Below are 24,018 nucleotides of genomic sequence, written 5' to 3'. Positions count from 1 at the left end.
TCTCAGGCGATGAGCTTGTCGATGACTTGGCCACCGAATTGGCTGAGCTGTTTAAACCGGCCTGCGTGGTAAAACGTGAGTTTGTTGTCATCCAGCCCCAGCAGGCGCAAAAGGGTGACGTGGACATCGCGAACATGATGCACTTCTTCGATGGCCTCCATGCCGCGATCATCCGTGGCACCGATAGTGTGCCCAGCCTTCACGCCACCTCCGGCGAACCACATCGTCATGGCCTTGGGGTTGTGATCCCGCCCATACTGGGTGCCGCCACGCACGCCATTGTCCGGGGTGCGGCCAAATTCGCCACACCAGACGATGAGGGTATCCTCTAGTAGACCGCGTTGTTTGAGATCGGCGATGAGCGCAGCGATGGGCTGATCCACCTGCCGGATGAGGTTGCCGTGGGCTCGTTCGATGTAATCATGGCTGTCCCAGGTCCCGGCGTAGAGCTGCACAAAGCGCACGCCCTTTTCCACCAGCTTGCGCGCCAGCAGGCACTTGCGGCCAAAGGCATCCGTGGCGTCTTGGCCGATGCCGTACATCGTTTTCGTCGCGGCATCTTCTTTTTCCAGATCAATGACCTCGGGCACCTGCATCTGCATACGAAAGGCCAGCTCGTAGTTATTCATGCGGGCTTTTAGCTCGTCATGCCAGGGGTGGTCCTGGACATGCTTTTGGTTAAGCCGCGTCAGCAGGTCTAGGTTCGCTCGCTGGTGCTCGGGCGAGATGCCAGGAGGCGGCAGCAGATCCAGTACGGGGCTGCCTTTGGGGCGCAGGGGTGTGCCTTGGAAATCGGCAGGCAGGTAGCCATTGCCCCAGTTCGCGCTGCCGCCTTGCGGGTAGCTGATCTCCGGCAGCACGACAAAGCCGGGTAGGTCCTGATTCACCGAACCTAGACCGTAGGAGACCCAGGCACCCAGGGCGGGATCTCCGCCAAAGCGGTTGCCACAGTTCATCTGGTACATCGCGGTGGGGTGATTCACGCTGTCCACCTGGCACCCCCGGTAAAAGCAGATATCATCCGCCACCTTGGCCAGGTGCTGCCAGGGCTCGCTCATCCAGGCACCGCTTTGGCCATGCTGGGCAAACTTGAAAGGGCTGCGCACGTAGTAGCGTTTGCCACTTTCCATGGCGGATCTCATCGCCCCCTCGCGCACAAATTCCTTCAGGTGCAGCTTCTCCAGCGCCGGTTTGGGATCGAAGCAATCAATGTGGCTCGGCCCGCCCTCCATCATGAGAAAGATGCAGTTTTTTGCCCGCGCCGGGACCTGCTGCGGCTTGGGCGCCAGAGGGCTGCGGGCCTCAGCGGCCATGAGGGAAGTCAGCGCCACACTGCCAAGGGAGGTGCCCAGGCCATAGACAAACTCACGTCGCGTCGGCGTATGCAGCGCCCGCGCTCCGGCACAGGGGAAGAGGGAACGGTTCATGGGTTTGGTTGACAAATGGGGGTGTAAAACATAGTTTAACGCATGATTAAGACCATCACCAAGATCGGCAATTCGCAGGGGATCATCTTTGATTCTGCCGTCACCCAGCTCACGCGGCTTAAAGTCGGAGACCAAGTGAACATGGAAATCCACGCAGGAGGTACGATCACGATTACACCCCTGGTTTCCATGCCACCCAAAGAAGACGTCTCCGCCTTGATTAAGGACACGATGAAGCAGTATGCCCGTACCATGAAACGGCTCGCATGAACGATAATCCCAATACCTGCCTTCATCTTACGGTAGATATCGTTCTGGAGATCCACGCGGAGGCCATTGCCCAGTTTGGCGGGGCTCTGGGGCTGCGGGATCTCGCTTTGCTCGAGTCGGCAATAGCGGCCCCTCAAGCCAGTTTTGGAGGCGTTTCCCCATTCAATGACAACGTGGAAGTTGCAGCGGCCTACCTGTTTTACCTCTGTAGTAATCATCCTTTTGTCGATGGTAACAAAAGAGCGGCTCTTGGTTCCTGCATTGTCTTTTTGAAGCTCAATGGATACACGACGGCTGACGACTGTGACGACTGGGAAACTCTCACCCTGGCCGTCGCTGCCGGGGTGCTCAGCCGGAACGAGGTCACGGCGAAGTTGCGAGAGCTGCTGGTTTAACAAAAAGCTCATTGTTTCACAGGCTTTGGACGTTCGGGGATGCGGGTGTCTTGGCGATGTTGAGCGGCGAGTCGCGTGAGGCGCTCAACCACGTCGGGGTGCTGGGCGGCGATGTCGTTGGTTTCGGCCACATCGTTGGTTAGCTGATAAAGCGTGGGTGGACTGGTGAGATGCAGTTTCCAGGAGCCTTCACGCATGGATTCCTTGCGGTTCATCTTCAGTCCGTAGAGCGAGTACAGCGTGCGTCGAGGGGAAGGGGCGGAATGGAGGAGCACGGGGCTGACATCGCTGCCATCCAGTTTTAGGCCCGCGGGCAGAGTGGCCCCGGTGAGGGCGGCCAGGGTGGGCAGCACATCCAGGGTGGAGAGAAACTCGCCACACGTGAGCCCGGCTGGCACTCGGCCGGGCCACCAGGCCACGCAGGGCACGCGCAGGCCACCTTCATGGACGGTGTGTTTGCTGCCTGTCAGGGGCGCGGCGGTGCCTGGGGTCTTGCGCTCGGGACCGTTGTCACTGGTGAAGATCACCAGTGTTTTGTCGGCCAGTCCCAGGGCGCGCAGCCGGGTTAAAATTTGGCCCGTGCTGTCATCCAGTTCTTCCACCACATCGCCATACAGACCGCGTGCGGATTTGCCTTTGAAGCGAGGCGAAGCATCAAAAGGCAGGTGCGGCATGGCATGGCCCAGATAGAGGAAAAAGGGTTGGTCGCGATGGCTTTCGATGAACTTCAGCGCCTCCTCTGTGTAGAGGCCCGTCATCTCTGCGGGCACGGCAGGGCGGCGTTCCACCTCATGGCCACGCAGCACGGGCATGCCGCCTTCCTTTTCAAAGACCACGGTTTCAAAATGATCCAGGTTATGAAGCACCCCATAGTAGCTGTCGAAACCCTGATCCATCGGCCTCAGCCCCGGCTTGAAACCCAGGTGCCATTTGCCAATGCAGCCCGTAGCGTAGCCTGCGCTTTTGGCCACCTCTGCCAGCGTCAGTTCCGTGGCGGGCAGGCCGCCCGCTGCATCGGGCCGCAGCACCCCTACCGCCAGGCCACTGCGGCCGGGATAACGGCCCGTCATCAGCGAGGCGCGTGACGGCGTGCACAGCGCGGAGGTGACGGAGAAATCCGTGAAACGCGTGCCCTCAGTCGCCATTTGATCCAGGTGCGGTGTGCGGATATCCCGCGCGCCATAGCAAGCCAGATCACCGTAACCCAGGTCATCGCAGTTGATGAAGATGATGTTAGGTCGGAGCGCGGCCTGGGCGGGTATGCCGAGCAATGCGGTGAGCAGCACTGCGCCAGCCTTGATCCACGTCAAAAAGGAATCAATAGACATAAGCAAACTCGTTGGAATTCATCAGCACTAGGCACACATCCGCCAGGGCCCGGGTGCGGGCATCCGCGGCGCCGGGTTGCAGATCGGGGATGAAGTCGGCGTAGGCGGGCAGCTTCTCCTGAAAGCTGAATTTCTCTCCGGTGTTCTCTTCTACCGCCTCGCGCGTGATCTCCAGCGGCGGTGGCTGAGAGGAGAAAGTGAGTGCCTGCTGCTTCACCTCCATGGCTTGCCAGTGGGTGGTGCAGGCGGTCTTTTCTTCCGTTGTGGGCGCACGGCCATAGGCCAGGGCAAAGACGCGCTCCAGGGCATCGGCAGGTTGGTCTTTTAAAGCGCGATGAGCCAGGGCCAGCGCGCGGTCATAGGAGGCCTGGCCATTGAATAGGCTGAAGACCTGCGGCGTCACGGTGGAGACCTCTCGCGCCTCGCAGGAAAAATCGGGACCAGGTTCATTAAAAACCTCCATGAAGGGATCCCGCACGCCGCGAATTTTCAGCGCATACAGGCTGCGGCGGTGCCGCTGGGAGGGTAGGGGGTTCGGCACCCAGGCAGCAGCAAAAGTACCCATGACTTGGCGCGGCTGCATGGCCACCTCTCGGTGGATTTCAGGCCGATTCGGGATGCCTCCCAGGGCGGGGTTCAGCTCGCCCGTGACCTTCAGCATCGTGTCACGCAGCTCCTCAGCGGTGAGGCGGCGCGGTTTGAAAACGGCATAGGCAGCCTCCAGTTCTTCGCGCGTGAAGGGCGCTGTATCAAGAGGAGCGTGGACACTCCTGTCCGCCGGATTGGGAATGGCATGCGCACTTCGCCGATAAGCCGCGCTGCTCATGATGAGGCGATGCATTTCCTTGATGCTCCAGCCCTTGTCCACCAGCGTCGCTGCCAGCCAGTCCAGCAGCTCCGGATGCGTGGGTTTCTTGCCCGTGCTGCCAAAGTTATTGGGGTTCCCCGCCAGGGCTTGACCGAAGTGCCAGAGCCACAGACGGTTCACGATGGTGCGGGTGGTGAGGGGATTGTCCGCACGGGCAATCCAGGCCGCCAGGGCGCTGCGGCGGCCCTCCAGTTCTGCGGTGATTTGAGCCTGCACCTGCGCGGTTTCAAAGAGGGCTGTCAGCACCCCTGGCTGCACGGGCGTGGTGGGTGAAAAGGGATCTCCTCCGCCCAGGATGGCCGTTTGTTCCAGATCGCCTGCGGTGAGTCGATCCTGCGGCACGCGGAGCGGTTGGTTCACGCTGGTCATCGTCGGAGTGCGGCCATTGTATACGCTGAAGGCATAGGGCTCGTAGCGTTCCATCTCCCACTTCAGGCGCTCCAATCCCTTGCGGGCCACACGTTCATTGCCGAAGTCCACCGGCTGAAAGCCGACCAGCTTCGGCGGATACTGACCCTCCGGTAAGCTCTGCTTTTGCAGACTGTTGCGGGCCAGGTCATACACGCCCACAAAGTTCCGTGCCTTGCCCTTGCCACCCTGGCCGGGGCCTTTCTTCGCACCCCCGTTTTGCAGCGTTGCACGGGCTGCCGCCACAGCTTGGTCCCAGGCTTGACGATCCAGCTTCTTCTCCGCATACCACTTTTCTGCGTTGACGAGCATTTGATTATCCAGCTTGCGCAGGACATTCAGGTGCTCGGCATAACGCATCTCCAGGTATTTGAGTTCTTCAAAGCCCGTGGTGTTTTCTTCGGGCAAAAACGGGGCGGCACGTTCCGCAAGTTGCGTGGTGCTGAAGCAAGCCTGCATGGCATAATAATCATGTGTGGGCACGGGATCGAATTTGTGATCGTGACAGCGCGCACATTGCAGGGAGTGGGCCAGAAAGGTCTCGCCCACGCTATTCGTCACATCATCCAGGAACCGCTGGCGGGCGACTTTCGCCACCTCCATGCCCGTGAGTTCCCACGGGCCCATGCGCAGGAAGCCAGTCGCGATGAGTCCTTCCGAAGTGAGGCTGGCACTCTTGCCTGCCTGGGCGGTATTGGCGGCCATCTCATCCCCGGCAATCTGCTCTTTAATAAACTGATCGTAGGGCTTGTCGGCATTGAAACTGCGCACCACGTAGTCGCGATAGCGCCAGGCATTGCCGCGCTCGTAGTCGTTGGCAAAGCCGCTGCTGTCCGCATATCTAGCCACATCCAGCCAGTGCCGCGCCATGCGTTCGCCATAGTGGGGCGAGTCTAACAAGCGATCAATCAACTGGGTGTAGGTCGCTTCCACGTCAGTGGTGGTCTTCATCGCCAGCTCAAAAGCATGCACCTCCTCCGGTGTGGGTGGTAGGCCGGTGAGGTCAAAGGTGGCGCGGCGGATGAAGGTTCGAGGATCCGCTGCCGGGGCGGGTTTCACTCCGTTGGGAAGGTGCAGGGACAGCAGGGCATCAATGGGGTGCGGGGCCGTGGCAGGCAGCGTGGTTTTTTTTACCGGTTGGTAACCCCACAGCGCGGCAGGCGGGTAGCGGCGATTCGCCCAGTCGGGCGAAAGCGCCCCGGTGGTCTTGATGATGAGTCCATCCTCCGCCTCCCAGGCCTGTGCGTGCGCCTGGGCGATCTTTTGCCGCTCCGCCTCCTCAGGCCACGGGGCACCTTCCGTGATCCAGCTCTTCAGCCAGCCGAGTTGTGCTTCCGTGAGGGCGTCCTTCTCCTTCGGCGGCATCGCCTCCCACTCCTCATGGGTGCGGGTGGCGGCGAGATACAGCGGGCTGCTTTCGGGCTTTTCCACAACGAGGCTCGTCGCTTCACTGTCCCCTCCCTTCAGCGTGCTGGCCAGCGTGCGCATGTCCAGCCCGCCTTTGATCTTCGCCTCGTCCTGCCCATGACAGGCCAGGCACTTTTCTTGAAACAAGGGCCATACTCTCCTAACAAAAAGCGCCTCTACCTCTTCTGCGTGAAGCGAGGAGGCGATCAGCAAGGGCAGCAGGGCGAGGCGAAAAGTCATGGCAGTAAAACGATGCATCAACGGCTACATTTCTTTTCCCGTTCACAAGATGAAGTGTGCCAATTTTTTTCAAAGCGTGCGGCCAGGCCCTGCTTGCTGCGTTTCGTGGACTCACTCCACCTTGCCTGCCTCGTGCATCGCTTTTACCTCTTCGCTCAAGAGTGCCCTGTGCCCGACAAACTCGGGCGGAGTGCCAAAAAACTGTGGATTGTTTCACGGGCAGCTTCCTTACTCGGTCAGCAGGATCTGAAACAGGTTGTGATAACGGTCCGTCCACAGCGGCACATCCAGCTTCGGTTCATCTTCCGGTTCGTCGGCTGGGGTGTTCTTTAGGAAGGCTTCATTCTGGGTCACCAGCATGTAGTCCGTATCGTCGTCATCACCCATTTGGGCCGTGATGACACGGGTGGTTTGCCACCCCATTGCATCGGCCTGTTTTTTCACCACGGGGGCCAGGATGAGGTAGCTGTTCGTCACGTGGACGACAATGATGCCATCCGGCTTCATGTGGCGGTGGTAAATCTCAAAGGCTTCGCGCGTCAGCAGATGCATGGGGATCGCATCGCCGCTGAAGGCATCCAGCAGCAGCACATCGAACTGTTGGTTAGGCTCCCGCTCCAGCATCAGGCGTGCATCGCCGATGATAGTGGCCACCGTGCTGCCGCGTTTTTCCGCATCCGCGAGGTAGGTGAAGTGTTTTCGCGCCAGCCGTACCACATCCGGATTGATTTCATAAAAGCGGAAGTCATGACCCGCCTGGGCATAGCAGGCCGCCGTACCCGCCCCCAGACCCACGATGCCCACCTTGGCCCCCTTTTGCCCTGCCAGCCTCCCCAGGGCCCGGCCAATGCCCGTGTGACGGCCATAGTAGGTCACGGGCTCCTCGCGGTAGAGGTCGCCCAGGTTCTGCATGCCGTGGACAATGCCTCCGCGGGTGAGCGTCCGGTACTCGTTCTCCAGCCCCGTGTCGTAGTCCTCATCCACATGCACCGTCCCGTAAAAGTTGCGCACGCGTTCCAGACGGGGCTCAACCTTGGTCGTTTTTTCTGCTAGAAAACCTATGCCCAGACTCCCCAGGACCGCGGCGACACCCGCCAGCGGAAAGCCGACCCAGCAACGGGAGAGCCGCACCCCAGCCACCGCCAGGGTGATGGTGGCGACGAGCAGGCTGGCAAGCAGCGCCAGAGGCCACTCCATGTAAGTGACAAAAATTCTCGGGGCCACCAGGCTCACCAGCAGTCCTCCGATGGCCCCGCCGGCCGACATCATCAGGTAAAACTCCGTCAACCGGGACGGCGCAGGTTTCAGCCGCGCCAGCTCCCCATGGCAGACCATGCAGGCCAGGAACATTGCGCCAAAACACCAGGCGATTTCCGCCAGGTAGTCTGGTGTCAGGTCCACCTCCCAGCCCAGGTGCTTTTCTCCGGCAGTGATAAATAGCACCCCCATGGCCAGCGGTGCCCACAGCCCGCGCATGTACCAGCGCTCATGCTCGAAGCACAGGATGAAAGTCAGCAGGTAGAGGCTCAGCGGCACCACCCACATGAAGGGTACCACCGCTACATCCTGGCAGACATGGTTCGTCGTCGCCAGCAGCATCACACTGGCCAGTGCCGGCAGCGCCACCCACAGAAGGCGATGCCACCATTTCGGTGCCGTTTCGGCAGCTTCGCCATCGGTTTTTTCCACCACCTCAGTGGCCGGGGCAGGGGAGCTCACCTTCCAGGCTAGCGTGGCTGACAGCGCGGCAAAGACCACAAACGCGCCCGACCACAGCCACGTCTGCGAAGTCACCTCCAGGCGGGGTTCGAAAAAAAACGGGTAACTCAGCAGCGCCACCAGCGAACCGATGTTCGACAGCGCATAAAGCCTCCATGGCGTACCCCCGGGCACTGCTCGGGTGAACCACACCTGCGCCAGCGGACTGGTGCTGGACAGAATGAAATACGGCAGCCCCACCGTGCCCAGCAGCAGCAGTAAAATGCGGCCTGCCGGGTCCTCACCCCCCGCCGGTTTCCACCCGTCTCCAGGCGCGATCGGCAGCACGGCCAGCGCCGCCAGCATCAGCACACTGTGAATGATCGCCTGCGTCCGTGGGCGCAGTTTTGTCAGCAGGTGAGCGTACGTGTATCCCGCAAAAAGCACGATTTGAAAAAATACCATGCAGGTGGTCCACACCCCTGGGCTGCCCCCGAACCAGGGCAGGATGTATTTGCTGATCACGGGCTGAACCTGGAACAGCAAAAAGGCGCTGAGTAGGCTGAGGGTCCCGAGCAAAAAAGCCACAGGTAGGCGGGAGGCGGAAGAAGGGGACATTCAGGGATGGAAAACGGACGCGTCAGGGGCGGGGTGGCTGAAACCAGCCCGAAGGAAGATTGTCGCAACGTTCTGCAAATCCGTCTCTAACAAATCTCTTCCCCACCCGTTAGAATAGTCGCAAAGTGAAAACATGTCCGTCCAGCCGCACCAAGATGAAGCTTCCCTCCTTGTCAGGCGGGCGCTGGACCAATGCGAAAGCAATCTCATTGCCTACACCGCTGGCATCCTCAATGGTGACTACGAACGCGCGCGCGACGTCGTCCAGGATGCCTTGCTCAAGCTTTACCTCACCGACCCTGACAAAGTCCGGGACAACCTCAAGGCTTGGCTCTTCACCGTCTGCCGCAATCGCGCCCTCGACATTCTCCGCAAGGACCACCGCCTCGATCTCGGCAATGAAGATGCCCTCGAAAGCGCCGTCTCCTTCGGGCCCGATCCTTCTGAAAATGCCGATTCCCAGGAGCTGCACACCCGCCTCTGGGAACTCGTCGAAAAACTGCGCCCCAACCAGCGCGAGGTCATCCGCCTCAAATTCATGCACGACTGCTCTTACCAGCAGATCGCCGACGTCACCGGCCTCACCGTGGGCAACGTCGGATTCATCATGCACGTGGCCATCAAGAAACTGCGCGAACTGCTGAACCGCGAGCTGGCCACCCCTTCCCACTGACCCTTTATGAAACCGACTCCGCACGAAAATCCCGATCTCACGGCCTATGCCCTGGGGGAGCTGCACGCGCGTCAGGCCCGGGAGATCCACGCCCTGCTCGCCGCCTGCCCCGTGGCCGCCCATGAGTTGGAGCAGGTCGAAGCCGCTACCGATGCCCTGCGTCAGGGTGCCCCCATTCCGCAGGAGCGCCTCCGGCCGGAGCAGCGCCACGCAGTCCTTTATCCCACTAGCATACCTCGCCGCATGGGGCCCCTCATGCCCCGCCCCGCCCAGCGCCGTTCCCCCGGCCTGTGGCCTGTTGTTTCTGGCCTGCTCAAGGCCGCCGCTGTCATTGCTCTCACCGGGGCAGCCTATCTCGTTGGCCGCCATTCCGGTCTGGGTGGCGGGGATTCTGCCGCTGTCGCCCAGGTCTCCCCAGAGACTCCGTCCGCGCCAGTCTCCGCTTCAGATTCCACCCCCGCTGAAAAAATCCTCGTTCAGGCACCTGCGGCTTCCGCGGCGCCCGCCATCCTTGTGAAGGCTCCGAAGGCACCCGAAAAAGCTCCCGTGCTGGTGGTCGCACCGCCAGCGCCTCCAGCCCCGGTCATTGCGGCCAGCCCAGTTCCAGAGGTGAAGCCCGTCACTCTGCCTGCCGCCAAGCCTGCGGCTCCGGTCATCGTGGCTGCCGTCGCGCCACGCCCATTCCCCACCATCAGTCCGGGAAAACACACCCAGTTCGTCAATGCCAGCCGCCAGCCCGTGGATCAGTTTGCCCTGGCTCCCGCCCAGATCCGCCCCCTGCCAGCCAAGGTAAATCGTAAGGAACTCCTCGCCTCCCCAGCCCCTGCCGCTTCCCCTGCTGCCGAATCCAAGGAGCCAGGCAAGACCCGCAATACCGATCTCTTCATCCATTCTTGGAAGGCTGAGGTCGCCTCCTGCCCATGGAACGAAGGCCATCGCCTGCTGCGGGTCACCATCCAGTTGCCCGCAGACCAGCCCGCCGCTCTCAGTCCCACCACCTACCCGCTGCGGGTCACGTTCGATCCCAACAACGTCCGCGAATACCGTCAGCTTTGCGAGCGTCATCAGCCTGCGGCAGAGCTGCGCCAGTCTGGCACCCACGTCCTCTGGTATGAGTTCATGCCCAACGGCGCTCCTGCTGGGGATAAGACGGTGGCTACCGTCACCCTGGAGAAAGGCCGCTTCACCACCCAGGCCATCGGCCCTTTTGACAGCACCAAGCTTGCCGTCATTGATGGGGGGGATTCCTGGCAGAGCGCCCGCGAAGACTTTATCTTCGACAGCGCTGTCGTCAGCTTTGGCCTGCTCATGCGCGGCATCCCTCAGGCTCCCAAGCTGGACCACGCTCTCGTCCTTTCTCTGGCTGAGCAATCCCAAGGGAGCGATGCCACTGGCGAACGCCGCCGTTTCATCAAGCTCGTCCGCGAGGCCGCCCTCGCCGCAGGTCTCTGAATCTCGCGCCAGTCTTGTCCAAGACGTTGGCACTCTCCAGCTTCAGGCCAGTTCGATCTGTCGACCAATCCTGGCGGATTCCAACGCCGCTTGTGCCCCTGCATCGCCTGGTCAGTCTTTCAGCGTGCGGGAACGGTTCGTGTAAAAGGTCATCTGCAGGCTCAGGCTCTCCTTCGCCCCCAGCGGGATGGCCACCAGCGCCACCGGGATTTTGTACTCAAAGTCCGGCCGCGCAGGGAAGTCGCGGTCAAAGGCCATCATCGGCCCGCGGAACAGCAGTTCCGGCCATTCGCCATAGGGACCGCTGAAGGCCTCATGCAGATACTCCATGCGCGTGCTCACCGGGGTCATGATGAATCCCGCCACCGGATTCCCTCTTTCCTCTGCCTGGGCTTTCATCCGGTCAAATTGCTCACGCTTCACCGGGATCCAGCTCGTCACCTTGTCCGCATACCAGGCGACAAACCATGGCGCGTCGGAAAACAGCATCTCCTCCGGCTCCACCAGCCGGTTCACCAGCGCCACCCGGTCAGGCACATAAGGCGGCCAGTGGGGGTAGATGCGGTTCCTCAGGGTCAGCCCCATTTTCACCTGCGCAGGCAGCACGTTCAGCAGCGGCAGCGCACTCAGCGCCAGGGCCACCAGGGCATAGCCCCATCGGGTCCACAGCCCATTGCCATTCGGGTGCAGGCGCGCCCACATCACCGCCAGCATTGCTGCCCCATAAATGGTTAGGCCAGGCACCAGCAGCAGGTAAAACTGGTTGTCATCCAGCCTCCCCTCAGGCAGGCCGATGAAGCCCATGCCCAGCACCACCGCCAGGGTCAGCACACCCAGGCTCAGCCGCAGCTTCGCCGTTTCAGGCCGCCGGAAACGGTGTAGCAGCGCCACGATGAAACACAGGGCTGGCACACTGTAGCCCAGATGGGCAAAGAGGCCACCCAGTTGCTCCTGCCAGTTTTGCAGCAGTTTCCTCAGCAGCTCCGCTACCTGCACGGGGGGCATGTTCAGCGCGAACTGCCGTTGCAGCACGCTGACATCCAGCGGCAGTAGGTGGGTCTGAAAAAGGGTCTTCGCACCGCCCAAGGGATCTCCGCAGCGCTGCTGCATCCACCACCCCCACCCCACAAGGGCCAGCATGGGCATCACCGCCACCAGCACCGCCCCCATCCGTTTTTGCGGCACGGCTACCACCGTCGCCAGCACCAGGCCCATCACCAACCACACCGCCAGCCAGTGGGTCAGCATCATCATCGCCGCCACCGCTCCCAGGGTGAGTAGGGGCATTCCCACCGCGTGGCCCGCCTGTCCTCTCATCGCTGCCGAGACCAGCAGCCGGAAGGCCAGCGCCGTCAGCGGCAGTAGCGTCGCCACCGGGCTGCCACTTACGGCCAGTTCCCACAGCGGCTCACACACCGCCAGCGCCAGTACCGTCACCGCTGCCACCGTCTCATCGAAAAGTTTTCTCGCCGCCCCGTGTGTCCACAGCAGCGCCAGCAGCATTCCCGTCACCCCAAAGCAGGCGATTACCCGATCCAGCAGATAGATGGATCCATTCTTCCCAGGTGTGTAGTCCAGTTGCCCTTTCAGAAGTTTGAAGGCCGGCGCCCATAGCAGCGGTTGCAGCGGTGGCTGCGTGATATCCGGCATGGCTTCCGGTGCCGGATTCTTCCCCGCCTCATTCAGCAAAGCCCACGCATAGGGCCGCACCACCTTCGTCTCAAAATAATTCCCTCTCGCCATCTCCCGCGCCATCTGCGCCTGTTCCATGCCCGTGGCACTGCTCAGCCCCCGGAAAGTGATAAACACATGCACCAGCGCCATCCCGATCGCCAGGCCGTAAAAGGCGAGCCGGAACAGCGGATTGCTAGCAGGGGTCGGCGGCTGGAGTGACATGGGGGAAGGTGGGCACCTGCGGTTGGCTTGTTTTAGACCATTTCCAAAAAGAGTCCAAATGAAAGCAGGCTGCCAGGGCGAATGGCTAAGACGGTGGTGTAGCCAGGGGTGGCCAATATTTGCAAGCTAGACCGCCTGGACTCGTTCATTGCCTCTCTTCCCCCTCGTCGGGAGAACAAAAATCCCTGGTCCACTTTTGGCAGACCAGGGATTCGTAGATGGTTTCGGTCGAAGAAAAATCAGGTGTAGGAGGACTCCACGCGGGTGGCCACATCGCGGTAGCCATAGTCCGCATTGTAGATCTCCTTCAGTGCTTCCAGATACTGGTCCTGCCGGCCCATCTTCTCGCTCACAAGTGCCAGTTCATAGAGCACTTCCTTCTTCGTGTTGTCCATGATCGCCAGTTCCTTGGAGGCATCCATGAAGGCGCTGAAGGCCAGGTCGTTCATGTTCTTCTTCTCAAAGCAGCGGCCCAGCATCAGGATCGCCTTGATGCGGATGTTCGGGTTGCTCTTCGCCTGCTGCAGTTCCGGAATCGCTTCCGTGTACATCGCGGAGTTGAAGTAAGCCTGGCCCAGGTCATACCGCAGGGCCTTGTCCGTCGGGTTGCGCTCCACACGGGACTTCGCCTCATTGATCATCACCGAGGCGCGCTGACGGCGGACTTCGGCCAATTGGGCACGTTTTTCTTCCACGTCAGGGGCGTCAGGGTAGGCTTCAATGTGGGCCTGCATCTGCTGGATGTACAGGTCCTCCGCCTTGTCGCGGATGATTTCCGTGCGGCGCTGCAGGGCCACATCCCCAGGGTTCAGCGTCAGCGCATACTGGTAGAAGTCCAGCGCCGTGCTCGTCTGGTCCAGCTCTTCAAAGAGCTGCGCCATGCTTTTCACATAGTTGATGTTCTTCTGGTCCTGGTTGTACAGCTCCGTGAAGTGAGCCAGGAGGGACTCCGTCTGCTCCTGCGTGCGGCCCTGCTTATTCAGCATTTCCAGCAGGTTCGCTTCTTTGTTATCCTTCTTCGCGCTGTTGATGTCGCCCGTGTTCCAGCCCTGGCCTTCGATGGAGGCGCGAGCGGAGGCGTCTTTTTCACCTTTGCCGGCGTGCAGATCCTTCGGATCCAGCTTCAAAATGTCTGCATACACCCGGCTGGCCTCTTTCGGCTTGCCGTGGGCCATGTAATGCTCCGCCAGGGTGTGCATCACCTTGGTGTTCGTCGGCTGGCCTTTGCAGATCGTTTCCAGGGCAAAGGATGCCAACTCGGGGAACTCCACTTTCAGCGCCAGATCATAGAGCTGCTGGTTGCCGCTGACGCTGTACGGATCCTTCTGGAAAACGTTCTCCTCCAGGTCCGCGATGGACTCCCAGGGATCTTTCTTGCCGCCGCCCTTGAACATGCCGCCGCCAAAGCTGAATTTGCGACCGCTGCCCGCCGCTTCACCTTCGGCCAGGCGCAGCCATTTGCGCCCTTCCAGAAAGTACGGCACTTCTTTGACAATCGGAAGCAGGAGACTCACAGCATAGTCCCAGTTCTTCTGTTCGACGGACAACTGGCCTCTTTTCCAAAGATTCTGATACTTGGGTTGCAGTTCGCTCGCGGTGACGATCATGATGCTATTGGCGTTTCGGGGGGTTAACAGGGGTGTCCTTGGCGGTGGGGTCTTCCTTGCCGGAGACCAGTTCGGTGAGCGTCCGCCACTCCTCCCGCACCCCTTTGCTGAAGCCAGTCATGCTGAAACCGTGCTCAAAGAGCACCATCCAGCAGAAAGTGGCGGCCAGAAAAGCAAGGAGCCAGAGGATTTTGGAAAACAGACGCATGTCCCGGGAAAAATGAAGATTACAAATAAACTGCCCTGCCCGTCCAGCACGGAGTTTTGTTTTAAAAAACCACGTCGCCCAGGCCCGCCTCCTCCCTGGGCAGCCCTCGTGCCAGTTCCGTCACCTCATTTTGGCTTTCACGCCCGACTTTTTTGCGGGCCCGGCTCAAAAGACGGGCAGAACACTCCTCACAGTCCGCTTTTGCCGAAAACCCCTACTTGCACAGTCAGCCCCTCCTGGGGCAGCGTGAGGCATGACACCCCTCCATCATCTCCGCGCAGGCATCATCGGCACCGGCTTCATCGGCCCGGTCCATATTGAGGCGCTGAAACGTCTGGGCATCCAGGTGACGGCCATCTGCGCCTCTTCTAAAAGCGCCCGCAAGGCGGCTGAGATGTGGGGCATCGAGGAAGCCTATGGCGACTACGATCATGAAGCCATGTTCGCCAGCCCGAACGTGGACGTGGTGCATATCACCTCGCCGAACAAAGCCCATGTCGAGCAATGCCTAGGCGCCCTGGCCATGGGCAAGCACGTCATCTGTGAAAAGCCCCTCGGCATGACCACCGCCGAAACCGTGCAGGTGGTGGAGGCCGTGAAAAAGGGGGGCAAGGCCGGGCCTGTCTTTGCCGTGAATTACATGTGCCGCTTCTTCCCCGCAGTGCTGCAAATGCGCGCCTTGGTGGAGCGCGGAGACCTTGGCGAAATCATCCACGTCCAGGGGCACTTTTTCCAGGACTGGCTGCTGCACCAGACCGACTATAACTGGCGTGTTATGGCCAGCGAAGGCGGCAAACTGCGCGCCGTCGGCGACATCGGCACGCACTGGATTGATGCCGTTAGCTTCATCCTAGGAGCCAAGGCCGAAAGCGTCTTTGCCCACATCGAAACCTTTCACAAAACTCGCCTGCGTCCGAAAGGCGAGGTAAAGACCTTCGCCAAGGTGGACCCCAAAACCATGGTCCCCTACAAAGTGGACACGGAAGACTTCGGCAGCGTGCTGCTGAAGTTCGGCAAGTCCAAGCACGGCCACGCCAACGGCGTTCATGCCAATGCGAGCATCTCCCAGGTCGCCGCTGGGTGGAAGTGCAGCCTCGCCCTGGGCATCTACGGGACCAAAGGCAGCGTCCAGTGGGACCTCCAGCAGCCGAACGAAATCATCCTCGGGCGTCGCGACCAGCCTAACCAGATTTTGCAACGCGGCACCCCCGGTTTCCTGGAAGACGTGGCCAACTTTACCGACTACCCCGGTGGCCATGCCGAAGGCTTCAGCGACGCCCACAAGATGCACTACCGTGCCGTCTATGAACACATCGCCAGTGGCAAGAAAACCCCCGTTCTCTTCGCCACCGCCGCCGATGGCCACCATGAAGTGAAGCTCTGCGAAGCCATCCTGCAAAGCAGCAAAGCCAAGACCTGGGTGACGGTTTAAACTTCTTTTCCTTCATCAAACTCGGCCGGGCACCATGTACTGGTAGGGCATTTCGGAGAAGCACTGCCAGATTCTGTCGCCTGCCCTCAGGATGAGGCCCTCGGGCAGTCTCTGAAGACAGGTGTGCTAAGGCACTTCGGAAGTCATGAGGGCGGTCGTTTTGTCGCTGAAGGTGGCAATCCATGCCACCTTGGCGGCATCATTCACGCTCCGTGTGATTCCGAGATTTCCCACGCTGCTTTTGAGCAGGAGGAAGGAGGTCAGGCGTTTGCCATTGATCAGATCCCCTTCACGGAAGAGCAGGCGCGGGCGGCCCAGGAAGTCGCAGGCCCAGACGCCGGTGTCATTGCTGGCGGTCACGCCGCCTTTGCCGATGACGAGGGAAGCAGCGAAGACGGGTCCGCGGCCACCTCCTGCGATGGAGAGATTGGTAATTGCCTTCCACTGGGAAGCGGGCACATCGGGAGCTTCACCACCGCCTTGGACCAGCATCTGGAGCGGCTCCTGCGCGGGTTTCCACCAGAGCGTGGTCGCATTGGGGCCTTTGACGGTGCCGCCTTTCAGCGTCGCGAGGAACGCCACTGAACTGTCGGTGGAGAGGACGGGGTCGCCCAGCACACTGTAGGAGGAATTGAGGACGCCGGAAGGCAAACCGACTCGTGCCAGAGGGCTGTAGGTGCCGTCCTGGTTGCTGAGGAAGATACCACGCGCATCGGCTTTGGTGACGCCGCCTGTGCCGACTTTTAAGGTGGCCAGGAAGGTGCTGGTATCCTGATCATTGGCCGCCGGGAAGCCGTACGAGGCGAAGCTGCCCCCCGCAAGAGTCGGACCGCCGGCCGTGCCGATGGCACCCGCAGCGGAGAAGACGGTGGCCGCGCCATTTCTTTCCGCCGAGACGACCGCTTGGGTACGGTCGGTAAAGGTGACCAGGGCTAGCACAGCCCCTTGGGTGCCGGCGGGTTTGGTGACCCAGCCACGGCCTTGGCCCCCGGAGAGTGCCCCAGAGATAAAGCTGACGATGGTGCCGACAGTTTTGGAGCCGATCTGCTGACCTTCCCGCAGGGCCTGAGCCATGGGGAGATTGCCGCTTTTGAGCCACAGGCCCACGTCATTGGCGGCAGTGACTTTCAGCGTGCCCGTGCCACCGGAGAGTTGGGCGTAGATGCCGATGACGCCCGCATGGACATCCACCGCACGGAAGTCTTTAAACACGGGGCCGCCGGTCGGCAGTGCGCCGGTGGCATCTGGGGCAGCTTCGCCCAGGGAATTGAGAATGCCGAGGCGGGACTGACTCTCTGAGCTGGAGGCTATCACCACCACCTTGGCGGGCGGTTTCGGCGTGCCACCGGCAATGCTGGCGATGCTGAGGAGTTGGCCACCGTCAATGACGGGGTCCGTGAAGGCAGTGTATTTGGAGCCGCCAGGAAGCGAGGTGGGCCCACCGGTGAAGCCGGAGCACTTGTTGTTCAAGAAAAGGCCTGTGCCAGAGAGCTTGGGAGAGACGCTGGACCACTTGGCCAGGTAGGTGACGTTGCCTGCGTCATCAATGGCCGGGAGGTTAAAGCTGGTGATGGTGGCACCCGCTGGCAGGAAGACCCCTGCCCCTGGCGCTGCGGCTTTGCTGGCCACTTGAAGGGTGCTGCTGGCGGCCACGGGACGGATCCGGACACCAGAATTTCTCGCCCCGTTGGTCCAACTGAGCACGTCCTGGTACTCGATGTTAACATGGTAAGGTCCCTCTCCCATGTCGTTGGTGACGGTGTCCACGGTGACCGTGTGAATGCCGGAAGTGACCACGGCTGGAAGGTCAAAATTGTAATTTGTGTAGGGCGGATCCTGAAGCTGGAAAATCAACTTCACCGTGCCTGCCTTTGGAGGTTCTGGCAGACGGAAGACAATGTTGGCCATGGGGTAGAGGCCACTGTTCATCTTGGGGGCAATCAGCTCAGGCTGGACAGCGGTGTTATCTTCAGCCGTGCCACTCAGTTGCAGGCTGAAGTTAGGTTCATCCAAATCATTGTTGGAGATCGAAAGTCCGGCCGTTTTTAATCCTGGCGTCTGAGGCCAAAAGGTGACCTTGAAGGTAGTAGAAGCGCCCACGGCGACGGTCGCGACGGCGGGTTGCTCGAGGTAGTAAGAACTGGCGCTGACCCCCTGAAGGGTGACGAAGGAAGGGCCATTCAGCACCAGCGGGGCGCTGCCCCGGTTGCGGATCTCCAAAGTCACCGTGGTCTCGGTGCCGACCTCCTGAATGAAGAATGGGCTGAAGTCGAAGGTGTCTCCATTGAGGAGCTCGGGGCCAAAAGAATCCGGGCCAAGCACTGGCCGGATGGAGATTTGAGACTCGGGAGTGCTGACCTCAAAAGCACCGATGTCGCTGGCGTCTCCACCGGTGGCATTCGGAACGGTTTTGTTTTCAAAGGGGCGCAGGCGTCCGCGTTGATCCGCCGTGGCAGCGGCCTGCACCTTGCCTTTATCAATGGCGGGACTGCCCGTCATAAGCGCGATGGTTCGGTTGGGGCCGCCGTTGAGTTGAAGACCAGCGGGATCGAGCAACGGATTGGCCACGTTCAACTGATTGCCTGTGGTCGTTCCGGTCACCGTCATGTTCGGGGCAGCACCGATCAAGTTATATCCCAGGCTGGTGAGGGCACCTTGAATCTGGTTGGCCGCTGCGCCTGAGGCTGCGAGGGTGTTGCTAACCACCAGGGTGTTGCCCATGGAGAAGCTGCCGTCCACGATGAAAATGGCGTTGGGTCCGATGTTGGCAGCGATGGTGCAGTTTTGCAGCAGCAGGGTGCCGGAGGCTTGATAGATGGCGCTGGCGGAGCTGCCGCTGGAGCTGCCGTCGTTGCTGGCGATCGTGCAGTTCCGCAGGGTGATCGTGCCGCCATTGTTGTTGATGGGTAAGCCTCCAAAAAACTGCCCGTCGCCAAAGGTGCAGCCTGTGACCGTGAGATTCGTGGTGCCCGAAACATCCAGATAAGGGGCGCTCATGGAGCCGCGGAAGGTCAGCTTCGAAAGCGACACGGTGCCGCCGCTGATGGAGAAGGTCATGCCCGGAAGAGTGACTCCAGCGACGGGACCGATGATCTCCACATCACTGGTGATCGAGATCGAAGTAATCGGCAAACTGGTGGACAGGGGGGTGGCAAAGACGCTGGAATCAAAGGTCACCGGCGTGGTGAGTCCGTCGTCTTGAGCCCGGCTGATGGCCTCCCGCAGGGAGGTCACGCCGTCAATGTTCGAAAGGGAGTCCTGCGTAGTGGTGACCACCAGGGAGGGGATCTCATTGATCACGAGCGTAAAGGTAGATACCTCGCTGTCTTCCTTGCCGTCATTCACCTTGAACCGGTAGGTGCCAAAGCCGACCACCGTGGTAGTGCCAGTGATGGAGCCATCGTTGTTCAGAGTCAACCCGGTCGGCAATGCAGTGCCGACGATGGTGTATGTGATTGGATCATTGTCGTCATCATAACCAAAGACAAAAGCACCACTGAGTGCCTGGCCTGCGCTGCCCATAAACGAATTGCCAGGCAAGACGATGGGCTGGGTGTTTGGCAATGTCTGTGACTCAAAGGCTCCGATGTCGGTGCCGTCGCCGCCGACAGCGTTGGGGAACTGGGCATCGTCCAGGTTCACCGTGCGTGGCTGGCCACGCTGATCCACGGTGGCACCAGAGAGCGCCTTGCCTTTATCCACCGCAGGGCTGCCAGGGCGCAGGCGAAGGCTGCCAACGGCATAACCATTGGGCGCTGGTAGGACCTGAACTTTGGCGTCCAGCGGTGCGGCTGTCGTCCCTGTCAGCTCCGTGCTGCCACTGAAGCCTGCGACTCCATCGGGCAAGACGGCAATCAAGTTATAACCGAGAGAGGAGAAAGACCCGCCGACGTCAGTGGGACTCTGTGGAGTATTTCCAACTGAGACTTGGTTCAGGGCCATCAAAGAATTCCCCACGGTCACCACACCCGCGCCAAAAACGCCAGCACCCCGAGCCAAACCCGTCGCCCCTAAGGGTATGCCGAAGCCAGAGAAACCGCCTGTGCCGGACCGGCAATATCCATTGACCACCGTGCAATGGAGGAGTGTAACTGGAGAGGCTGCGTAAATGGCAGCGCCTTCCGCATTGGCTCCTTTTCCCCCAGGATTGTAGCCCGAGGAGGAGGTGTTTGAAAACTGGCCGCCGTTGGCACCCACGCCACCAAAAGCACCTTGACCGGCGAAAGTGGTGCGAGTGATGGAGCAAGTGCCCGCTGCTGCGTAGATGGCAGCGCCTTGGCCCACACCCCCGTCGCCGCCGCCACCGCCAAAGGAGAACTGCCCACCTTGGGTATCACTGGCCCCCGAGCCGCCATTGCCGCCCGTGGCATCATTGTCCAAAAACAAGCAGCCAGTCACCGTTAAGCTGGTGCCGTTGCTGAAGATCGCACCGCCCCGAGCTGCCCCGCCGGGCTGGCCTTGCTGGTTCGTGAAGAAAGCACCACTGCCGCCTCTTCCCCCAAAGGTTTTGCAGGCCTCGAAAACGCAGTTGGTCACCGTGAGATTTCCCCCATTCAGGATGGCTCCGCCTTCAGCCGAGCCTCCAGGCGTGGGTTGAGTGGTGAAGTTTCCAGACGCCCCGTCTGTGCCGGTGTTTCGCGCATTGGCAAATTTTAGACCGGTAAAAACCACGGTGCGCCCTGCTGAAATCTGGAAGCCAGGACTAAAGCCACCAAAGTCAATCGTGACCTGATCCGCCCCAGGCCCCGACATCGTCAGATCGTAGTTGATAACTGTGCGACCAAAGGTGTTGATTGTAAAGGTGGCAGGCAGGATGGCCGGATCAAAGGTGATCCTGTGCGGGCCGGGAGTTATGCTGGCTTGATATAGGACAAGGTTCAGGTTGCCGGATTCAAAAACAGAGGCCGAAGTGACCACATAGTCTGCCGCCGTCGCCATGCCGGCGCTCAAAAGTGCAGCCGCTAGCCAGGCACGAACCCCACCGAGTCGAAGTTTTCTCATAAACATAAATAAAATCGTTTTAACGATGAGCCAAGTCTTTACGACGCGCTAAAGTAAAAAAGGTTAGTAAATAGCGTCAGTCAGGGATGACATGGCCATTCTGCAAACGGATCACCCAGTGGCGCAAAAAGTGGCTTTCTGGCAGGGCCTCCAAATGACGTGCTGTCATTGAAGCAGGATCTGGACCATGGCTTTCCTGCTAAAGAGACGCTGGGATTTTTCGCTGCCGCTGCGGAGGCTGAGGAGCTGAACTTGGTCTTCGAAGAGTTCGTTAAACACAGCATGCCGGAGCGTGCAGGCTTCCAGCCCCTGAGGCAGAGGGATTTCAAAGAAGATCGTCAGGGCGGGATCGCCGCTTTTGAGACTGTCCGCCTCCAGTTCACGACCCACCCAGAGGAGCGGCGCGATGTGACCTGCGGCATCGGTTACCACGAAAGTTTGCGTCAGGTAGGCCTGAATTTTCGACTCGAAAGTCGTGTCTGGAGATAGGCGCTTTTCTTGCTGCTTTTGCAGGGCCAGCTCGAGGTCGCTGAGGAAAACGGTGAGGCTAACTTCGAGCTTTTGGGTGACGGTATTGAACTCGGCCTCCGCCGTGGACTGATGCAGCGAATGCGCATGGAGACAAGGCGCGAGCAGTGCGGCGGCGACAGCGAGGATGAGGCTACTTTTTCTCATCAGACTTTTTCTCGGCCTCTTTTTTCTTTGGCTGGGTCAGCTCACGCATGGGGTTCGGCGCCTTGTCATCCTTGAAGAGTTGAAAGCGGCTTTTCACCGGACGGCGAGGCCAAAAGTTGTTCTCCACATTGCAGTCCACCAGTTCCTGGCGGGGATCAAAGGTCACGGACTTCAGCTCCTTCAGCGTGAGGTGCAGCTTGGTGGTATTCTCGGTGTTAAAGCGCCAGATCTCGGCGGGCAGCGTCAGTTCCTCACTGCTGCCGTCCGTGTAGTCCAGCTTCAAAATCAACGGTGTCACCAGACCGCCCAGGTTACTGAATTCCAGCACGTAAAAGTTATGCTTGGTCTTCAACAACTCGGGGTCGATTTCTTCCTCCTTCAGGTCTTTGAGCAGAGTTTCATATTTCTTTTTCTCGCTGGGCAAGGCGGTGGCTTCATCGAACTGGTCGTAGAAGTCCTTGAGCTCTGGAAAACGGTCCACGCGCTTCGGCAGCGTCGCGTTGCGCTGGCGGGTGAGGGTTTGCGGCAGCTCGTCCTTTTCCTTTTTCTTCTTCGGGTTTTCCACGGCGGGGTCGCGGCTGTCCAGTTGCAGCCACTTCACTTCGTCAATGGAGACATCCACGTGATCCACGCTGTAAAACCAGCCGCGCCAAAACCAGTCCAGATCCACCCCACTGGCGTCTTCCATAGTGCGGAAGAAATCGGCTGGGGCGGGTCGCTTGAACATCCAGCGGCGGGAGTAGATTTTAAAAGCGTGGTCAAAGGCTTCGCGCCCCAGGATGTGCTCGCGCAAGATATTCAGCGCCACGGTGGGCTGGCCGTAGGCATTCGGGCCCAGATCGGCGATGGACTCGGAATTGGTCATCACGGGCACACGATCACTCAGGCGCATGTAGTCGGTGAGCCCGCGTGCATCCCGGCGGTGTTTCCAGTCGTTCTCCCACTCCTCTTCCGTCAGGTATTCCAGGAAGGAATTTAGTCCTTCATCCATCCAGGTCCACTGGCGTTCGTCGGAGTTCACGATCATGGGGAAGTAGTTGTGCCCTACTTCATGGATCACCACGCCAATGAGCGCGTATTTGGTGCGCTCAGGGTAGGTGCCGTCCTTCTCTGGGCGTGGGCCGTTGAAGCAAATCATGGGGTATTCCATGCCGCCCACCGGGCCATTCACCGACCACGCGACGGGGTAGGGATAACTAAAAGTATAACGTGAATAGGTCTGGATAGTGTGGGCGATGGCGTGGGTGGAATACTTGTCCCACAGCGGCATTCCTTCCTTTGGGTAGAGGGACATGGCCATCACAGGTGGGCGAAACATGCGGTCCGTGATGCCACCCCGGCGCTCTGGCGTGGGAGGAAAGGTGGCACCCTCCACAGCCATGGCATCCCAGATGAATTTGCGCGAGCTGGCAAAGGCAAAGTCGCGCACGTTTTCAGCCTCAAAGATCCAGGTCTTCTGGCCTTTGGCCTTGGTTTTTTCCGCTGTCTTGGCCTCTTCAGGTGTGACGATGAAGACGGGCTTCTTCGTTTCTCCTTGAGCCGCTTGCAGGCGCGCGCGCTGGGTCGCGGTCAGCACCGTTTCGGGATTTTGCAGCAGGCCCGTGGCGGCCACCAGGTGGTCTTCCGGCACGGTGAGGTGGACCTTGTAGTTGCCGAACTCCAAGGTGAATTCGCCCGTGCCGAGGAACTGCTTATTCACCCAGCCTGCGTAGTCCGTGTAGGCCGCCAGGCGGGGGAACCACTGGGCGAGGGTGTAGATGCAGTTGTCATCTTCCGGGAAGTGCTCATACCCCGTGCGGGCATTGATGCGCTTGCAGTCATTGATGGGATAGCTCCAGGCCATTTTAAAGACTTGGGTGCTGCCGGCTTTAAGCGGCTCCGGCAGGTCCACCCGCAGCATAGTCTTCACTACGGTGTAGGGTAGGGCCTGACCTTCAGCATCGGTGACGCGGGAGATCTTCAGTGCTCCGTCATAGGTCTCATAAGCCAGCAGGCGATCCAGTGCGGAGTAGGTGACCTTGGCGGGGTCAATGCCACGCTTGCTGTTAGGCGTGAGGCGGGAGTCCGCATTGTGCGAGAGGTAGTTTTGGTCGAGCTGGACCCAGAGGTAGTCCAGCGTATCTGGGGAGAGATTGTGATAAGTCACCGTGGCCTCCGCGCTGAGGCTGCGCTTTACATCATCCAGCGTGGCGTGGATCTCATAGTCCGCGCGGTTTTGCCAGTAGGCCGCGCCCGGTGCGCCGGAGGCGATGCGCTGCGGGGTGGGGGTGGGCAGCAGTTGCTCCAGTTGCTGGAATTTCCCCACCGGGGCCCCGGGTCCGGCAGCAGTGGCGGTGAGGGCGGCGAAAAGGCAGGGCAGCAGGAGCTTCATCGTCCGCCATTGTTCAGCTATGATTGAAATTGGCAATCCCTGAT

15 protein-coding genes are annotated in these 24,018 nt (G+C 60.2%); 5 read left to right on the top strand and 10 right to left on the bottom strand.

Going from position 1 to position 24,018, the window contains the following annotated elements; translation table 11 throughout:
- Positions 1 to 2: 2 nt before the first annotated feature.
- Complete coding sequence (locus ABEB25_RS09470; protein WP_425572015.1) at positions 3 to 1,313, bottom strand: DUF1501 domain-containing protein; 1,311 nt, start codon at positions 1,311 to 1,313, stop codon at positions 3 to 5.
- A 156-nt stretch (positions 1,314 to 1,469) separates the two neighbouring features.
- Here ABEB25_RS09470 and ABEB25_RS09465 point away from each other — a divergent pair, with 156 nt between their 5' ends.
- Both ABEB25_RS09465 and ABEB25_RS09460 read left to right on the top strand, forming a co-directional pair.
- Positions 1,470 to 1,697: an AbrB/MazE/SpoVT family DNA-binding domain-containing protein gene (locus tag ABEB25_RS09465; protein ID WP_345736144.1), complete on the top strand. Its 228-nt coding sequence runs from the start codon at positions 1,470 to 1,472 to the stop codon at positions 1,695 to 1,697.
- Positions 1,694 to 2,092, top strand: coding sequence for a type II toxin-antitoxin system death-on-curing family toxin (locus tag ABEB25_RS09460; RefSeq protein WP_345736143.1), 399 nt, complete (start codon positions 1,694 to 1,696; stop codon positions 2,090 to 2,092). Before ABEB25_RS09465 ends, ABEB25_RS09460 begins: the two co-directional genes overlap by 4 nt.
- 8 nt (positions 2,093 to 2,100) lie before the next feature.
- Here ABEB25_RS09460 and ABEB25_RS09455 read toward each other — a convergent pair whose 3' ends face one another.
- From ABEB25_RS09455 to ABEB25_RS09445, 3 genes are all read right to left on the bottom strand, one after another.
- Positions 2,101 to 3,420 (bottom strand): sulfatase family protein, encoded by a 1,320-nt coding sequence (locus ABEB25_RS09455; protein ID WP_345736142.1) that lies wholly within the window; start codon positions 3,418 to 3,420, stop codon positions 2,101 to 2,103.
- Positions 3,410 to 6,343, bottom strand: coding sequence for a PSD1 and planctomycete cytochrome C domain-containing protein (locus ABEB25_RS09450; RefSeq protein ID WP_345736141.1), 2,934 nt, complete (start codon positions 6,341 to 6,343; stop codon positions 3,410 to 3,412). The genes ABEB25_RS09455 and ABEB25_RS09450 overlap by 11 nt, the downstream gene beginning before the upstream one ends.
- Before the next feature lie 228 nt (positions 6,344 to 6,571).
- Positions 6,572 to 8,659, bottom strand: coding sequence for a spermidine synthase (locus ABEB25_RS09445; protein WP_345736140.1), 2,088 nt, complete (start codon positions 8,657 to 8,659; stop codon positions 6,572 to 6,574).
- Positions 8,660 to 8,792: 133 nt separating this feature from the next.
- On the opposite strand from ABEB25_RS09445, the gene ABEB25_RS09440 reads away from it, so the two are divergent.
- Positions 8,793 to 9,332, top strand: coding sequence for an RNA polymerase sigma factor (locus ABEB25_RS09440; RefSeq protein ID WP_345736139.1), 540 nt, complete (start codon positions 8,793 to 8,795; stop codon positions 9,330 to 9,332).
- A gap of 6 nt (positions 9,333 to 9,338) precedes the next feature.
- Positions 9,339 to 10,784 carry an anti-sigma factor family protein gene (locus tag ABEB25_RS09435; RefSeq protein ID WP_345736138.1) on the top strand — a complete coding sequence of 482 codons (1,446 nt, stop codon included), beginning with the start codon at positions 9,339 to 9,341 and terminating at the stop codon, positions 10,782 to 10,784.
- A gap of 111 nt (positions 10,785 to 10,895) precedes the next feature.
- Here ABEB25_RS09435 and ABEB25_RS09430 read toward each other — a convergent pair whose 3' ends face one another.
- The 3 genes from ABEB25_RS09430 to ABEB25_RS09420 all read right to left on the bottom strand — a co-directional run bounded on the left by ABEB25_RS09430 (position 10,896) and on the right by ABEB25_RS09420 (position 14,495).
- On the bottom strand, positions 10,896 to 12,680 hold the full coding sequence (locus ABEB25_RS09430; protein ID WP_345736137.1) for a hypothetical protein: 1,785 nt from the start codon (positions 12,678 to 12,680) through the stop codon (positions 10,896 to 10,898).
- 239 nt (positions 12,681 to 12,919) lie between these two features.
- Positions 12,920 to 14,287, bottom strand: a complete 1,368-nt coding sequence (locus tag ABEB25_RS09425; protein WP_345736136.1) for a tetratricopeptide repeat protein — start codon at positions 14,285 to 14,287, stop codon at positions 12,920 to 12,922.
- A gap of 4 nt (positions 14,288 to 14,291) precedes the next feature.
- Entirely contained in the window at positions 14,292 to 14,495 is a 204-nt protein-coding gene (locus ABEB25_RS09420; RefSeq protein ID WP_345736135.1) for a hypothetical protein, read from the bottom strand.
- A gap of 253 nt (positions 14,496 to 14,748) precedes the next feature.
- Here ABEB25_RS09420 and ABEB25_RS09415 point away from each other — a divergent pair, with 253 nt between their 5' ends.
- A complete protein-coding gene (locus ABEB25_RS09415) occupies positions 14,749 to 15,927 on the top strand; it encodes a Gfo/Idh/MocA family protein (protein WP_345736134.1) in 1,179 nt (392 codons plus the stop codon).
- A gap of 126 nt (positions 15,928 to 16,053) precedes the next feature.
- Here the strand turns inward: ABEB25_RS09415 and ABEB25_RS09410 are convergent, their stop codons facing one another.
- From ABEB25_RS09410 to ABEB25_RS09400, 3 genes are all read right to left on the bottom strand, one after another.
- Entirely contained in the window at positions 16,054 to 20,928 is a 4,875-nt protein-coding gene (locus tag ABEB25_RS09410; protein WP_345736133.1) for a DUF7453 family protein, read from the bottom strand.
- Between the two features lie 165 nt (positions 20,929 to 21,093).
- Positions 21,094 to 21,603: a DUF6702 family protein gene (locus tag ABEB25_RS09405; protein WP_345736132.1), complete on the bottom strand. Its 510-nt coding sequence runs from the start codon at positions 21,601 to 21,603 to the stop codon at positions 21,094 to 21,096.
- Positions 21,590 to 23,974: a M1 family metallopeptidase gene (locus tag ABEB25_RS09400; protein ID WP_345736131.1), complete on the bottom strand. Its 2,385-nt coding sequence runs from the start codon at positions 23,972 to 23,974 to the stop codon at positions 21,590 to 21,592. Before ABEB25_RS09400 ends, ABEB25_RS09405 begins: the two co-directional genes overlap by 14 nt.
- Between the last annotated feature and the right edge of the window lie 44 nt (positions 23,975 to 24,018).

The organism is Prosthecobacter algae (assembly GCF_039542385.1).
Taxonomy (GTDB): domain Bacteria; phylum Verrucomicrobiota; class Verrucomicrobiia; order Verrucomicrobiales; family Verrucomicrobiaceae; genus Prosthecobacter; species Prosthecobacter algae.
The sequence above is the reverse complement of the archived record's forward strand: the minus strand, read 5'-3'. Positions and strand labels throughout refer to the sequence as shown.